Source organism: Streptomyces sp. NPDC014882, assembly GCF_043081325.1.
In the GTDB taxonomy this organism is placed as follows: Bacteria; Actinomycetota; Actinomycetes; order Streptomycetales; family Streptomycetaceae; genus Streptomyces.
In genome coordinates this window covers 716,689-731,078 of record NZ_JBIBWL010000002.1, presented here as the reverse complement: position 1 = coordinate 731,078, position 14,390 = coordinate 716,689, and the positions used below count along the sequence as shown (strand labels likewise).

Annotated in this window: 10 protein-coding genes and 1 other RNA gene; 9 read left to right on the top strand and 2 right to left on the bottom strand. The window is 73.7% G+C overall.

Features of this window, described 5'->3' with window-relative positions; all coding sequences use genetic code 11:
* Positions 1 to 97: 97 nt before the first annotated feature.
* A complete protein-coding gene (locus tag ACF09K_RS07805; protein ID WP_392241650.1) occupies positions 98 to 3,412 on the bottom strand; it encodes an FtsK/SpoIIIE domain-containing protein in 3,315 nt (1,104 codons plus the stop codon).
* 428 nt (positions 3,413 to 3,840) lie between these two features.
* Between ACF09K_RS07805 and ACF09K_RS07800 the strand changes: the two genes are divergently transcribed.
* From ACF09K_RS07800 to ACF09K_RS07785, 4 genes are all read left to right on the top strand, one after another.
* Positions 3,841 to 5,535: a serine/threonine-protein kinase gene (locus tag ACF09K_RS07800; protein ID WP_392241596.1), complete on the top strand. Its 1,695-nt coding sequence runs from the start codon at positions 3,841 to 3,843 to the stop codon at positions 5,533 to 5,535.
* A gap of 203 nt (positions 5,536 to 5,738) precedes the next feature.
* On the top strand, positions 5,739 to 7,001 hold the full coding sequence (locus ACF09K_RS07795; RefSeq protein WP_392241595.1) for a serine/threonine-protein kinase: 1,263 nt from the start codon (positions 5,739 to 5,741) through the stop codon (positions 6,999 to 7,001).
* Positions 7,002 to 7,185: 184 nt separating this feature from the next.
* Positions 7,186 to 8,292 (top strand): peptide chain release factor 2, encoded by a 1,107-nt coding sequence (gene prfB / locus ACF09K_RS07790; RefSeq protein WP_392241594.1) that lies wholly within the window; start codon positions 7,186 to 7,188, stop codon positions 8,290 to 8,292.
* 303 nt (positions 8,293 to 8,595) lie between these two features.
* Positions 8,596 to 9,528, top strand: coding sequence for a hypothetical protein (locus tag ACF09K_RS07785; protein ID WP_392241649.1), 933 nt, complete (start codon positions 8,596 to 8,598; stop codon positions 9,526 to 9,528).
* A gap of 259 nt (positions 9,529 to 9,787) precedes the next feature.
* On the opposite strand, the gene ACF09K_RS07780 is transcribed toward ACF09K_RS07785, so the two are convergent.
* Positions 9,788 to 9,979, bottom strand: a complete 192-nt coding sequence (locus tag ACF09K_RS07780) for a hypothetical protein (protein ID WP_366062304.1) — start codon at positions 9,977 to 9,979, stop codon at positions 9,788 to 9,790.
* Between the two features lie 241 nt (positions 9,980 to 10,220).
* Between ACF09K_RS07780 and ftsE the strand changes: the two genes are divergently transcribed.
* The 5 genes from ftsE to ssrA all read left to right on the top strand — a co-directional run bounded on the left by ftsE (position 10,221) and on the right by ssrA (position 14,322).
* Complete coding sequence (ftsE, locus tag ACF09K_RS07775; protein ID WP_130436517.1) at positions 10,221 to 10,910, top strand: cell division ATP-binding protein FtsE; 690 nt, start codon at positions 10,221 to 10,223, stop codon at positions 10,908 to 10,910.
* A gap of 36 nt (positions 10,911 to 10,946) precedes the next feature.
* Entirely contained in the window at positions 10,947 to 11,864 is a 918-nt protein-coding gene (gene ftsX, locus ACF09K_RS07770) for a permease-like cell division protein FtsX (RefSeq protein ID WP_392241593.1), read from the top strand.
* A gap of 68 nt (positions 11,865 to 11,932) precedes the next feature.
* A complete protein-coding gene (locus ACF09K_RS07765) occupies positions 11,933 to 13,111 on the top strand; it encodes a S41 family peptidase (RefSeq protein ID WP_392241592.1) in 1,179 nt (392 codons plus the stop codon).
* A gap of 80 nt (positions 13,112 to 13,191) precedes the next feature.
* Positions 13,192 to 13,722: an SsrA-binding protein SmpB gene (gene smpB, locus ACF09K_RS07760; RefSeq protein WP_392241648.1), complete on the top strand. Its 531-nt coding sequence runs from the start codon at positions 13,192 to 13,194 to the stop codon at positions 13,720 to 13,722.
* A 211-nt stretch (positions 13,723 to 13,933) separates the two neighbouring features.
* Positions 13,934 to 14,322, top strand: a transfer-messenger RNA (tmRNA) gene (gene ssrA / locus ACF09K_RS07755).
* The last annotated feature ends 68 nt before the right edge of the window (positions 14,323 to 14,390 follow it).

Here is a 14,390-nt window from a genome sequence, read left to right as displayed (position 1 = left end):
ACGCATACCGTGTCAAGCGGGCGATCGTGACCGCCTCGTGACGCCCCCTCGAACGCCCGGCCGACCGCGGGGCCGGGCCGTGCTCCGCGGGCCGTGCTCACAGCAGCGAGGGCACCTCCGCCGCCGAGACCTCGCGGGCCGCCCGTTCCAGGGCGCTGGCCAGGAGGGCGAGGTCGGTGGGGCCGTTGCCCAGTTCGCGGACGGGCCTGCGGGCCGGCGGGTCGCCCATGCGCTGCCACTCCAGGGGGACGACCGTGGGACGCAGCGTCGCGGTGCGGGGGATGCGGCCGGTGACCCGGCCGCCCTGGAAGGGGGTGAGCCGGCCGTCCCCGCCCCTGACGCTGCCGCGGCCGGGGGCGGGTTCGTCGGGGCCCGAGCCCGGTGCGTCGAGGACGATCCGCACGCCGGCCCGCCGGGCGGGCTCGGACTCCGCCGTACGGCCGCCCGGACCGGTGGCGGCCACCAGGTGCACGCCGAGCCGCTCGCCCTCGCGGGCCACCGCCTCCAGCGCGCGCATCACCGACCCGGCGGCGGGCCGGCCGGGCGAGCCGAGCGCGGGCGAGACCAGGGCGTCCAGGTCGTCCACCACGACGACCAGGCGCGGCAGCGGCGGGGCCGCCTCCGCCTGCCGGCGGGCCGCCGCGCCGGGGCGCAGCCGCAGGGTCGAACTGGGCGGGCTGTCGAGGTCCTCGGCGCCGCTCCCCCCGCCGGCCGGCTGGCGCTGCGGGACGATACGGCCGGACACCGCGCGGTGCGTGTGCCACTCGGCGAAGTCGGACCGCCCGAGCAGCTCCGCCCGCCGCTTCAGCTCGGCGGCCAGCGACTGTGCGAACTCCCGCATGCGGACCGGGTCGTTGGCGGTGAGGTGCGTGGTGACGTGCGGTACGTCCGTGCAGACCCGCAGGCCCTCGCCGTGGCCGGCGCCCGCCTTGCCGGCGGTGTCCCGGCCGTCCAGCAGGACGATGCCGAGCCGGTCGGGGCGCTCGGCGGCGGCCAGCGACGCGACGACCGCCCGCAGCAGTTCCGTACGTCCGCTGCCGGGCGGGCCCTCTATCAGCAGGTGCGGGCCCTCCGCGGACAGGTCCACGCAGACCGGGCCGCGCGGACCCGCGCCCAGCACGGCCGAGGTCCGGCCGCCGAGCGCCTCGGTGTCGTCGGCCGCGTCGGCCCAGCGGGCCATCAGCGAGGCCGGGGTCGCGCGGGCCAGGCCCAGCTCGTCGAGGAGGCGGGCCGACAGGGGCAGCGGGGCGGACACGCGCGCGGGGCGCTCACCGCCGTCGGCGGCCGTCTCCGGGCGCAGGGGCGCCAGGGCCCGCGCGAACCGCTCCGCCCAGGCGGCGGAGACCGCGTCGACGGCGCCGACCGTGCCGTGGCCCACCGGGCCCGGCCGCTCGGACTCCGACCCGGCGGGGGCGACCCGCAGCAGCCGCAGCGCGGTCGCCACGTCGCCGCTGAGCAGCGCCACCGCCCCGCACGCGCGGAAGGCGGGCGCCGCCGCGCAGGCCGCCTCGTACACGTCGGTGACCGGCGCGGCGGGGGAGGCGGCGGCCGTCTCGGCCAGGCAGAGGACGTGGATCCCGGCCCGGGGGCCGGCCGCCGCCAGCCGGGCCGTCGCCTCGCGCAGCGCGGCACCGCCGGGGTCGCCGTCCACGACGAGGACCGTGTACGGGCCCCGGAAGCCGCCCCCGGCGTCGTCCGTCACCGCCCACGAGGGGCGGCGGTGCGTGTCGCGCGGGGCGGGGACGGGCGGCGCGACGCCGTCCGCCAGGCGGTCGTCCAGGCGGCGCAGCAGTTCGTCGGTGCGGGCGGCGGCCTGGTCCGGGTCGTGGGCGAGGAGGAGCCGGCAGTCCTGGCCGTGTCCCGGACGCAGGTGCGGCAGCCAGCCCAGCCAGGACCACTCGGCGACCCGCTCCCGCTCGGAACGCGCGCGGTCCGTGCTGATCAGGACGATCTCCAGCAGGTCGGGGGAGTGCAGCGCCGCGAGCTGCGCCAGCACCGCGCGGGCCAGCCCGGCCAGCCGCGGGCGCGGCCCGGCCAGGCCCAGGGCGCCGGCCTCGCGCAGGCCCGCCGTCACCGGTACGGCGGGCAGCAGCGACCCGTCGGGCGCCACCCGGTCGGCCGTGCCCAGCCGGACGGCGAGCGTCTCGGGGTGACCCGGTCCGCGTTCCCACAGGCGCGGGCCGGGGCCGAGCGCGGTCAGCAGCAGGGCGGCCGGGTCCGGCCAGGTGTCCGGGGCGGCCGCCGGCCCGGCGGCCGGTTCCGGCCGCGCCGGGGCCGGCCGGTCGTCGTACGCCCGCGGACCGTCCGTCTCCTGCGGGGTGTCCCGGCCGCCGGCCAGCCGACGGGCCCAGGCCGACAGGCCGCCGCGCCTGCGCAGCCCCTGCGGCACCTCGGTGCCGCGCAGGGGGGTGCCCTTGCGGGAGGTGCCGCCGCCGTCCTCGTCCGGGGAGGGGCCGTACGGGCCGCCCGCCCCGAAGGGGTCGGTGAGGGGGCCGCCCGGGCGGCCGCCGTGGGTGGCGTCGTGGGCGGCGTCGTGGTTCTCGATGGGCGGCGCGCCGCCCTGGCCCGGCACGAGGGACGTCGGCGCCCGCTCGCCGCGGGCGGGCGCGGGGCCGCGCCAGTCGACCGTGCCGTAGGCGTGGCCGGTGGGCGCGCCGGGGCCGGCGGCGGCCGCGGGGCCCGGGGGAGCGCTGTCGCCGCCCCCGCGCGCGGGTGAGGGGTCCGCGGGCCGCGGGCCCGCACACGGCACCCGGACGTGGCCCTCCCCGTCGGGGGTCGTGGCCACCCGGGCGCCCGGACCGCCGGGCGGCGCCAGCCGCAGCCCCGACTCGCCGACGCGCAGCAGGGCGCCCGGGGCGAAGCGGAGCGGACGGTCCGGCACGCGCGCGCCGTCCAGGGTGGTGCCGTTGGTGGAGCCGAGGTCGGCCACGGTGACCCGGCCGTCGGCCAGGAGCGTCACCGCGCAGTGCAGGCGGGAGACGTCGGGGTCGTCGAGCGGGACGTCGGCCTCGGCGGAGCGGCCCACGCGGATCCGGCCGCCGTGCAGCAGGTGGACCCCGCCCGCGTCCGGGCCCGCCACCACGTGCAGCCGGGCCGGGGCGTCGTCGACCTCCGGGTGCGGCTCGGGATCGGCCGGGACGCCGAGGCTGAGCACGGCGCCGTCGATCAGGGGCGGTTCGCCGAGGGTGCAGCGCTGGGCGTCGAGCCGCTGCGCGCCCGCGTGGAACACGGGCTGCGCTCCCCCGGACGGAGCAGTGCCCCCCTCCCCGGAGACCGCCGCGGCCAGGGCGGACGCCACCGCGGCCAGGGCCGTGCCGGCGGGCGCCGTGACCAGCACGTCGCAGTGCGCGGCGCGGCCCCGGCTCTCCCCGGGCGGGCCCTGCGGGTCTACGACGGTCAGCCGGATCTGCATAGCCGTCAGCGGTCCCTTCTGCCCGGGCGCGGACTTTCCCCCACCCCGCACGAGCACGTCGGCCAGTACTCCAGGCATCCTCGCACCTGTCACCGACAATGTGCCCGCCACCGGAGGACAAGTGATCTTGATTGGTCGGCTCTGCCCGCAAAAGTGCCTGGCCGATGACCCGCGGATGACCGCTTGAGATCGGTCACGACCGTCTCCGGCAACCAACGGACCGAGGCGAGCGTCTTTCCTTCGAACACGTACGGGAGGGGCCGGAACCGTACGCAAGGGCGTGCGGAAGCGCGTACGCCGCGTATGTGAAGACGTGCGCGAGGACCAACAGGACCCACAGGACCACAGGAAGACGACAGCCCCCGGCGGGGGGCGCGGCACTACAGTGTGTCGGAACAGAGGCAAGCAAGCAGCAGGGAGCGCGTGACGTGCGGCCAGTCGGCAGCAAGTACCTGCTCGAGGAGCCGCTCGGACGCGGCGCCACGGGCACCGTCTGGCGAGCCCGCCAGCGCGAGACCGCGGGCGCCGAGGCGGCCGTGGCCGGCCAGCCCGGCGAGACCGTGGCCATCAAGGTCCTCAAGGAAGAACTCGCGAGCGACCCCGACATCGTGATGCGTTTCCTGCGGGAGCGCTCCGTGCTGCTCCGGCTGACCCACCCCAACATCGTCCGGGTCCGCGATCTGGTCGTCGAGGGCGATCTGCTGGCCCTGGTCATGGACCTCGTCGAGGGCCCCGACCTGCACCGCTACCTGCGCGAGAACGGCCCCTTCACCCCCGTCGCCGCCGCCCTGCTCACTGCGCAGGTCGCCGACGCCCTCGCCGCGAGCCACGCCGACGGCGTGGTCCACCGCGACCTGAAGCCGGCCAACGTCCTGCTCCTGCAGAACGGCGGGCAGATGCACCCGCTGCTCACCGACTTCGGCATCGCGCGCCTCGCCGACTCCCCGGGCCTCACCCGCACCAGCGAGTTCGTCGGCACGCCCGCGTACGTCGCCCCGGAGTCCGCCGAGGGCCGTCCGCAGACCTCCGCCGTCGACGTCTACGGCGCCGGCATCCTGCTGTACGAGCTGGTCACCGGCCGCCCGCCGTTCTCCGGCAGCTCGGCCCTGGAGGTCCTCCACCAGCACCTGAGCGCCGAACCGCGCCGCCCCTCCACGGTGCCCGAACCGCTGTGGACGGTCATAGAGCGCTGCCTGCGCAAGAACCCCGACGAACGTCCCGGCGCCGAGAACCTCGCGCGCGCACTGCGCGTCGTCGCCGAGGGCGTCGGCGTGCACGCCAACTCGATGCAGATCGCCGCCGCCGAGGGCGTGGGCCACCTCCTCGCGCCCGACCCGGCGCCCGCGGCCGTGCCCGGCGCGCCCGCCGGCGGGTACGACCCGAACGCCGCGACCAGCGTCCTGCCGCACACCGGCGGACCCGGCGCCCCGTCCGGTGCCGCCGACCCCACCGCCGTCCTGCCGCGCACCGGCGGCCCGGCGGGCGCCGCCGACCCGACGGCCGTCCTGCCGCCGGTACCGCCGCACCAGACCGGCGGACCCGGCCCGCAGGGACAGGGGCAGGGGCAGGGACAGCGGCCGGAGGAGCCGCACCCCTGGCAGAACCAGCTGCGCGCCGCCCGCGACCGCAACGAACAGACCCAGATCCAGTACCTCGACCCGGACGAGGACCCGCTGCGCCGCCGCCCCCAGCGGCAGGTCGCCCGCCCGCAGCAGCAGCCCCGCCCGCAGCAGCAGCAGCGGCCCCAGCAGGCCTACGGGGCACCCCAGCAGCAGCCGCAGCAGCAGTACGCCCCGCCGCAGCAGCCCCAGCCGCGGCGGCACACCCCGCAGCCCCAGCAGCCGCCGCAGCGGCCCGCGCCGGAGCCACGCCCGCCGCGGGAGCCGCGCGCGCCGAGGCAGCGCAGCGCCAACCCGATGAAGATCCCCGGACTCGGCTGCCTCAAGGGCTGCCTGTTCACGGTCGTCATCCTCTTCGTGGCCGGCTGGCTGATCTGGGAACTGACCCCGCTCCAGGACTGGATCGGCACGGGCAAGGGCTACTGGCAGCAGCTCGGCGACTGGTTCGACACCGTGAGCGACTGGATCGGCGACCTCGGCTCGAAGACCGGCGGCGCAGCCTGACGGACGCACCGGCGCGGGGGCCCCACGACGGGTCTGGTGATTTGTCGACTCCCGACGGGTGATTTCCGCCTCCGAGGTGAGGATCGCCCCGCGGGGCGCGTAGGTTGGTCGGCCGGGGGGCCGCCGGGGGTCCGCGGCCCGGCCGCCGACGCCGGTGCCCCCGCACGGCGCAGCGTCGGCACCACGCGTCTGTAGGAGCAGCCTTGGCACGGAAGATCGGCAGCCGGTACACCGCCCACCAGATCCTGGGACGGGGCAGTGCCGGCACGGTGTGGCTGGGCGAGGGACCGGACGGTCCCGTCGCCGTCAAGCTGCTGCGCGAGGACCTCGCCTCCGACGAGGAGCTGGTCGGCCGCTTCGTGCAGGAGCGCACCGCCCTGCTCGGTCTGGAACACCCCCACGTGGTCTCCGTGCGGGACCTCGTGGTCGACGGCAACGACCTGGCACTCGTCATGGACCTGGTCCGCGGCACCGATCTGCGGACCCGCCTCGACCGGGACCGCCGGCTCGCGCCCGAGGCCGCGGTGGCGATCGTCGCGGACGTCGCCGAGGGGCTCGCCGCCGCGCACGCGGCCGGGATCGTCCACCGGGACGTCAAGCCGGAGAACATCCTCCTCGACATGCAGGGCCCGCTCGGCCCCGGCGGCTCGCACCGGGCCCTGCTCACCGACTTCGGCGTCGCGAAACTGATCGACACCCCCAGACGGACCCGCGCCACGAAGATCATCGGCACGCCGGACTACCTCGCCCCCGAGATCGTCGAGGGCCTCCCGCCGCGGGCCTCGGTGGACATCTACGCGCTGGCCACCGTGCTGTACGAGCTGCTCGCGGGCTTCACGCCGTTCGGCGGCGGGCATCCGGGCGCGGTGCTGCGCCGGCACGTCACCGAGTCCGTCGCCCCGCTGCCCGGCATCCCCGACGAGCTGTGGCAGCTGATCGTGCAGTGCCTGGCCAAGGCGCCGGCCTCCCGGCTGCGGGCCTCCGAACTGGCCGCCCGGCTGCGCGAGCAGCTGCCGTCGCTGGCGGGGATGCCGCCGCTGGACGTGGACGAGCCGGACGCCGGGGCGGCGGAGGACGAGCCGGGGCCGGGCCGGGCCGCCGACGCCCCGCAGGCACCGGCCGCCGCCGGCACCGCCGGGCGGGCCCGGCGGGGATCGGTGTCCCTGGTGCCCGGCGCCGAGCCCGACTCCAACCGGGACACCCACACCTCGATGCGGGTGCCGGCGCCGGACGAGCTGGCGGGCGGCGCGCGCGGGACGGCACGCGTGCCCCGGGCGGCGGGGACGCCGCGTCCGGGGTCGGCGCGCAACCGCGCGGCCACCCGGCGGCGGAGGATCGTCGTGGGGGTGGCCGCGGCGGTGCTGGTCGCCGCGGCGGGCGTGGGGACGTGGGCGGCCACGACGGGCGACGACGAGGGCGGGCCCGGGTCCGGCGGGTCCGGGAACTCGGCGCCGGCGGCGCCCTGAGCGGGGGTCCGCCCTCGCCGCCCCCCGCCCCTTCCCGGGGCCCGGGTGCCGCGCCCCGGGCCCCTGCCGGCCCGGACGGCCCCGCCCCTCGGACACCGGACGGGCCGGACGCGCCGACCGGTGCCCGCCGGGGTGTCCGTGGCCGGAGGCGTCCGCCGCTTGGCGGAGCCGTTACGCTGGAGGGGTGGCAGTCGTCGATGTATCCGAAGAGCTCAAGTCCCTCTCCTCGACCATGGAGTCGATCGAGGCCGTTCTGGACCTCGACAAGCTGAGGGCAGACATCGCCGTGCTCGAGGAGCAGGCGGCCGCGCCGTCCCTGTGGGACAACCCGGACGAGGCGCAGAAGATCACCAGCAAGCTGTCCCACCTCCAGGCCGAGGTCAGGAAGGCCGACGCCCTGCGCGGCCGGATCGACGATCTCTCCGTCATGTTCGAGATGGCCGAGGAGGAGGACGACCCGGACGCCCGTGCCGAGGCCGAGTCCGAGCTGACCGCCGTCAGGAAGGCGCTGGACGAGCTGGAGGTCCGGACGCTGCTCAGCGGGGAGTACGACTCCCGCGAGGCGCTGGTCAACATCCGTGCCGAGGCCGGTGGCGTCGACGCCGCCGACTTCGCCGAGAAGCTCCAGCGGATGTACCTGCGGTGGGCGGAGCAGAAGGGCTACAAGACCGAGGTCTACGAGACCTCGTACGCCGAGGAGGCCGGCATCAAGTCGACCACCTTCGCCGTGCAGATCCCGTACGCCTACGGCACCCTCTCCGTCGAGCAGGGCACGCACCGCCTGGTGCGCATCTCGCCCTTCGACAACCAGGGGCGCCGCCAGACCTCCTTCGCGGGCGTCGAGGTCCTCCCGGTGGTCGAGAAGACCGACCACATCGAGATCGACGAGTCCGAGCTGCGCGTGGACGTCTACCGCTCCTCCGGCCCGGGCGGCCAGGGCGTGAACACCACCGACTCCGCGGTGCGCCTCACCCACCTGCCCACCGGCATCGTCGTCTCCTGCCAGAACGAGCGGTCGCAGATCCAGAACAAGGCGACCGCGATGAACGTCCTCCAGGCCAAGCTGCTCGAGCGGCGCCGCCAGGAGGAGCAGGAGAAGATGAACGCCCTCAAGGGCGACGGCGGCAACTCCTGGGGCAACCAGATGCGTTCGTACGTCCTGCACCCGTACCAGATGGTCAAGGACCTGCGCACCGACTTCGAGGTCGGCAACCCCGAGGCCGTTTTCAACGGTGAGATCGACGGGTTCCTGGAGGCCGGCATTCGCTGGCGCAAGCAGCAGGAGAAGTAATCTTGTCGACAAGGCAACTGCCCCCGCGATGGGGGTGGTTGCCTTTTCCCTTGCCCGCGTTTCCCGGCGCGCCTGGGTTTTACGTCACACTCACACCTTCAACGTCCGGCAAAGCGTGCCGAGTTGGACATTGCGTGCGCAACGGCCTTGACGCTGCTGTGAAAAATCGTAAGGGTGAACGGTGGCATGCGTATCTCTGGGGCGCATGTGAACCGGGGGGCTTCGCCAGTTCCGGCTACCCCCGTCGATCACCGCCCCGGCGCGGCCTCATCGACGATTTCGGCTACTGGGGGTAGCGACCTTATGACCAAGAAGACGCGCGTTCGTATCGCGCGCATCGCCGCGGGCGCAGTGATCGCCGCGGGCGCTTCGCTGACGGTGGCGGGCGTGGCTTCGGCCACCGGCAACGAGGACGGCCTCAGCGGCCTGGTGGACACGTCGTCCGGCGACGTCACCGTGCAGACGGGTGAAGACCCCTGCGAGCCGATCGGAGTCTGCGCCGACGGTGGCACCTCCGACGGTGGTTCGACCGACGGTGGTTCGACCGACGGTGGCTCCACTGACGGTGGTTCGACCGACGGTGGTTCGACCGACGGTGGCTCCACTGACGGTGGTTCGACCGACGGTGGCTCCACTGACGGTGGTTCGACCGACGGTGGTTCGACCGACGGTGGTTCGACCGACGGTGGCTCCACCGACGGTGGCTCCACTGACGGTGGTTCGACCGACGGTGGCTCCACTGACGGTGGTTCGACCGACGGTGGTTCGACCGACGGCGGCTCGAACGGCAACTCCAGCAACGGGACCTCCGGCAACGGCGGCTCGAACGGCAACTCCGGCGGCAACAGCGGCTCGAACGGCAACGGCGGTTCGAACGGCAACGGTGGCTCCAGCAGCACCGGCGGCAGCTCCGCCACCGGCGGTTCCGGCAGCACCGGCGGCTCCGCGGACGGCGGCTCCACCTCCGGCGGCTCGGCGACCGGTGGTTCCGCCACCGGCGGTACCGGCACCACCCCCGACGGCACCGCCGTCCAGGAGGTCGGCAGCTCCGCGCTGACCGACACCTCGGACACCACCTCCGACAACGTCGCCCAGGGCGGCGGCAAGGAGCTGGCCGAGACCGGCGCCGGGCAGACCACCTTCCTGATCGTCGGTGCCGCCACGATGATCGTCGGTGGCGTCGGCTTCCGCGTGCTCCCGCGCCTCGTGGAGGGCCGCGGCGCGGCCGCTGCCTGACGTCGGGTAGCCGCACCGGCACGGTACGCACACACGAAGGGCCCGGAGCCTGCCGGCTCCGGGCCCTTCGGCGTCGTACGCCCTAGGGCGTGTTTCGAAAGTCCCGTCTGCCCGGCGACGCCTGGCACGCACGCTCGCCGCGTTGTCGGGATCACCCCGATACAACCAGTATCGGGGCGACCCTCCGCCTTGCGATCGCACGCACCAGACGCCGCCGGGCCTGCCCTTCGGGCAGACGACGCCACTTTCGAAACACGCCCTAGGCGGTCTGGTGGGCGAGCAGCGCGAACGCGGCCACCAGCACGGCCAGCAGCGCGATCAGCGCCATCGGGTTCAGTCCCGCGAAGAAGTTCTCCTGCTGCAGCCGCTCGCGGTTCGCGCGGCACACCGAGCACCGGCCCTCGCTCACGGGCGCGGCGCAGTTGGCGCACACCAGCCGGTCGTACGTCATGCGCTCGCCCTCCTTGCACCGGTGGTTCCCCATGGAGAACGCCCGCCGCGACGCGAACGTTCCCCTCCACTCTGCCAGGTTCCGCGGAATTCAGCGCGGGGTCCCGGCAGGAGCTGCCTCACAGCACGGGTGGACGTACAAAAACGCACAAGCCGCACGCAACCGTGACCGCTGCCTGCGCACGCCTCCCCGGTTCGCGTATGGTCACGCTCATCTACCCCCGGCGACCCGTGGTGCATCCGTGATCCGATTCGACAATGTCTCCAAGGTCTACCCCAAGCAGACCCGCCCCGCACTCAGGGATGTGTCCCTGGAAGTGGAGAAGGGCGAGTTCGTGTTCCTCGTGGGGTCCTCCGGCTCCGGGAAGTCCACCTTCCTGCGGCTGGTCCTCCGCGAGGAGCGGTGCAGCCACGGCCAGGTGCACGTCCTGGGCAAGGACCTCGCGCGCCTGTCCAACTGGAAGGTGCCGCAGATGCGCCGCCAGCTGGGCACGGTCTTCCAGGACTTCCGGCTGCTCCCCAACAAGACGGTCGCCGAGAACGTCGCCTTCGCGCAGGAGGTGATCGGCAAGTCCCGCGGCGAGATCCGCAAGTCCGTGCCGCAGGTGCTCGACCTCGTCGGGCTCGGCGGCAAGGAGGAGCGGATGCCCGGTGAGCTGTCCGGCGGTGAGCAGCAGCGCGTGGCCATCGCCCGGGCCTTCGTGAACCGTCCCAAACTGCTGATCGCCGACGAGCCCACCGGCAACCTCGACCCGCAGACCTCCGTCGGCATCATGAAGCTGCTCGACCGGATCAACCGGACGGGCACCACCGTGGTGATGGCGACGCACGACCAGAACATCGTGGACCAGATGCGCAAGCGCGTCATCGAGCTGGAGAAGGGCCGCCTCGTCCGCGACCAGGCCCGCGGCGTCTACGGCTACCAGCACTGACCGCGACCGTCCACGGAAAGGCTTGAACAACCCGCCATGCGCGCCCAGTTCGTACTGTCCGAGATCGGTGTCGGTCTCCGCCGCAACCTGACGATGACCTTCGCCGTCATCGTCTCCGTCGCCCTGTCGCTCGCCCTGTTCGGCGGGTCGCTCCTGATGAGCGACCAGGTCGGAGCCATGAAGGGCTACTGGTACGACAAGGTCAACGTCTCGATCTTCCTCTGCAACAAGAGCGACGCCGCCTCGGACCCCAACTGCGCCAAGGGCGCGGTGACCGAGGACCAGAAGAAGCAGATCAAGTCCGACCTCGGCAAGATGTCGGTCGTCGACTCGGTGACCTACGAGTCGCAGGACGACGCCTACAAGCACTACAAGGAGCAGTTCGGCGACTCCCCGCTGGCCAGCTCCCTCACGCCGGACCAGATGCAGGAGTCGTACCGCATCAAGCTGAAGAACCCGGAGAAGTACCAGGTCATCGCGACCGCCTTCAACGGGCGGGAGGGCGTGCAGTCCGTGCAGGACCAGAAGGGCATCCTGGACAACCTCTTCGGCCTGCTGAACCTGATGAACCGGGCGGCGCTCGGGGTGATGGCGCTCATGCTGGTCGTCGCCCTGCTGCTGATCGTCAACACCGTGCGCGTCTCGGCGTTCAGCCGACGGCGTGAGACCGGGATCATGCGGCTCGTGGGCGCCTCCGGCTTCTACATCCAGGCGCCGTTCATCATGGAGGCCGCCGTCGCGGGCCTCATCGGCGGCAGCCTGGCGTGCGTGTTCCTGGTCGTCGGCCGGTACTTCACCATCGACCACGGCATGGCCCTGTCCTCGAAGCTCAACCTCATCAACTTCGTCGGCTGGGACGCCGTGCTGACGAAGCTCCCGCTGATCCTCGCCACGAGCCTGCTGATGCCCGCGCTGGCGGCGTTCTTCGCGTTGCGCAAGTACCTGAAGGTGTGACGCATGCCAAGGGGGCCGTACGGTCAAGGGACCGTGCGGCCCCTTGGCGTTCCCCTAGACTCACCGCCATGTCAGGCCGCGACCCGCTCTGTTCGCCCCGCCGCTTCGGCCGTGGGGCCGCCCTGACCTTCGTGTTCGCCGGTGTTCTGGTGGCGGGCGCGGCGACCGGCTCGCTGCCCGGGGACGGCGGTCCGGCCGCCGCCGACGCGGCCCGCTCCGCCGGCCCCACCCGTCCCGTCAGCCCTCCCGAGGCCGTGACCAGGGCCGCCGAGGAGGCGATGGCCGACGGGAAGTCGCCCCTGGAGGCCGCCGAGCGCGCCGTCAGCCGCAGCGGGGACCGCTGGGCGGCGGTGTACTCCGAGGAGGAGTACGAGGAGTTCGCGGATTCCCTCGACGGCCAGTACACCGGTGTCGGCCTGGAGGCGCGGCGCGAGCGGGACGGCCGGATCGAGGTCACGAAGGTGCAGGCCGGGTCGCCGGCGGCCGCCGCCGGGATCCGGGCGGGCGACCGGCTGCGGGCCGTCGACGGCCGGACCGTCGACGGACGTCCGGTCACCGAGGTCGTCTCCCTGCTGCGCGGTGACGCGACGGACGCGCCCGCCGGCACCACCGTCCGTCTCGGAGTGGAGCGCGGCACGCGCGCGTGGACCCAGACGCTGCGCCGGGCCCGCCTGTCCACCGACTCGGTCACCGTGCGCACCCTCGCCGGGGGCGTCACCGTCATCAGGGTCACCGCGTTCACCAAGGGGTCCGGCGACGCCGTCCGCACCGCCGTCGACGCGGCCCCGGCCGGCACCGGCATCGTCCTGGACCTGCGCGGCAACTCCGGCGGACTGGTCACCGAGGCCGTCTCCACCGCCTCGGCCTTCCTCGACGGCGGCCTCGTCGCCACCTACGACGTCGACGGCGAGCAGCGCGCCCTGCACGCCGACTCCGGCGGCGACACCACGCGCCCCCTGGTGACGCTCGTCGACGGCGGCACCATGAGCGCCGCCGAACTGCTCACCGGTGCCCTGCGGGACCGCGGCCGGGCGGTCGTCGTCGGCTCGCGCACCTTCGGCAAGGGCTCGGTCCAGATGCCGAGCCGGCTGCCCGACGGCTCGGTCGCCGAACTGACCGTCGGCCACTACCGCACCCCGTCCGGCCGGACCGTCGACGGCACCGGCGTCACCCCGGACCTGGACGCGGACGACGGGGCGCTGGAGCGGGCGGAGACCGTGCTGAGCGGGCTGGGGGACGCCTCGTGAGCGCCCCTCCGCGCTCCTGGTAATCGGCTTTCCCCCACGGCCCCCTCGGGTGCGAAAATGGCCGCACTATGAACAAGGCAATGTACGTACCCAAGGAGTCCCAGCCGAAGCAGGTCAAGCCGGCCGCGGACAAGACCAAGGGCCAGCGCAAGATCGTCGCCCAGAACAAGAAGGCCCGGCACGACTACGCGATCATCGACGTGTACGAGGCCGGCCTGGTGCTCACCGGCACCGAGGTGAAGTCGCTGCGCCAGGGCCGCGCCTCGCTGGCCGACGGCTTCGTGCAGATCGACGGCGACGAGGCCTGGCTGCACAACGCGCACATCCCGGAGTACAGCCAGGGCAGCTGGACCAACCACTCCGCGCGCCGCAAGCGCAAGCTGCTGCTGCACCGCGAGGAGATCGACAAGCTGGCCTCGAAGGCGGAGGAGACGGGGCACACGATCGTGCCGCTCGCCCTGTACTTCAAGGACGGCCGCGCGAAGGCCGAGATCGCGCTGGCACGGGGCAAGAAGGAGTACGACAAGCGGCAGACCCTGCGGGAGAAGCAGGACCGCCGGGAGTCGGACCGCGCCATCGCGGCGGCCAAGCGGAAGCAGCGGGGCCAGTAGACGGGCCGGCAGCGGTCCCCGACGGCCCGGTGGCGGCCAGGCAGCGGACCGGTGGCGCCCCCGCGGCGACCCGGTGCGTCCGGTCGCGGGTTCGGTGACCGGCCGGCCGGCGGGAATAGGCTGGCATCGCGGTGCGTTGGTCACGTACGATGGCGACAGTCCCCCACGGCGGGGACGCACCGCCCCCTCGGGGGCATTGAAAAATCAACATGGGGATGATCGGTTTCGACAGCGGCTGTTGAACCAGGGGAAGCGTGTCGAGGAAGCGGCAATGATCTCGTTAACCATATGTCGCAAAAAATAATCGCCAATTCTAAGCGCGATTCCCAGTCCTTCGCCCTCGCTGCCTGATAAGCAGTGAGTGAAGGACCCTTAATGGGTGTCAGCCCGGGAGTGTTCCCGGCCCGGATCCTGGCATAATCTAGGGGACTAAACCATCGAGCCCGGTCACGGGGCTCGATGGGAAACCAAACAGTGACTGGGCCCGTCGGCGACTTGTTCGCGTGATCGCCGGGGCCGAGAAAATCGCAGCGAACTGCACACGGAGAAGCCCTGATTTTGCACCGTTGGACGCGGGTTCGATTCCCGCCATCTCCACCACCCCATGTGAACGGAGAACCCCGCCCCCCTCGGGAGGCGGGGTTTTCTGCTGTCCGTCCTTTCCTTCC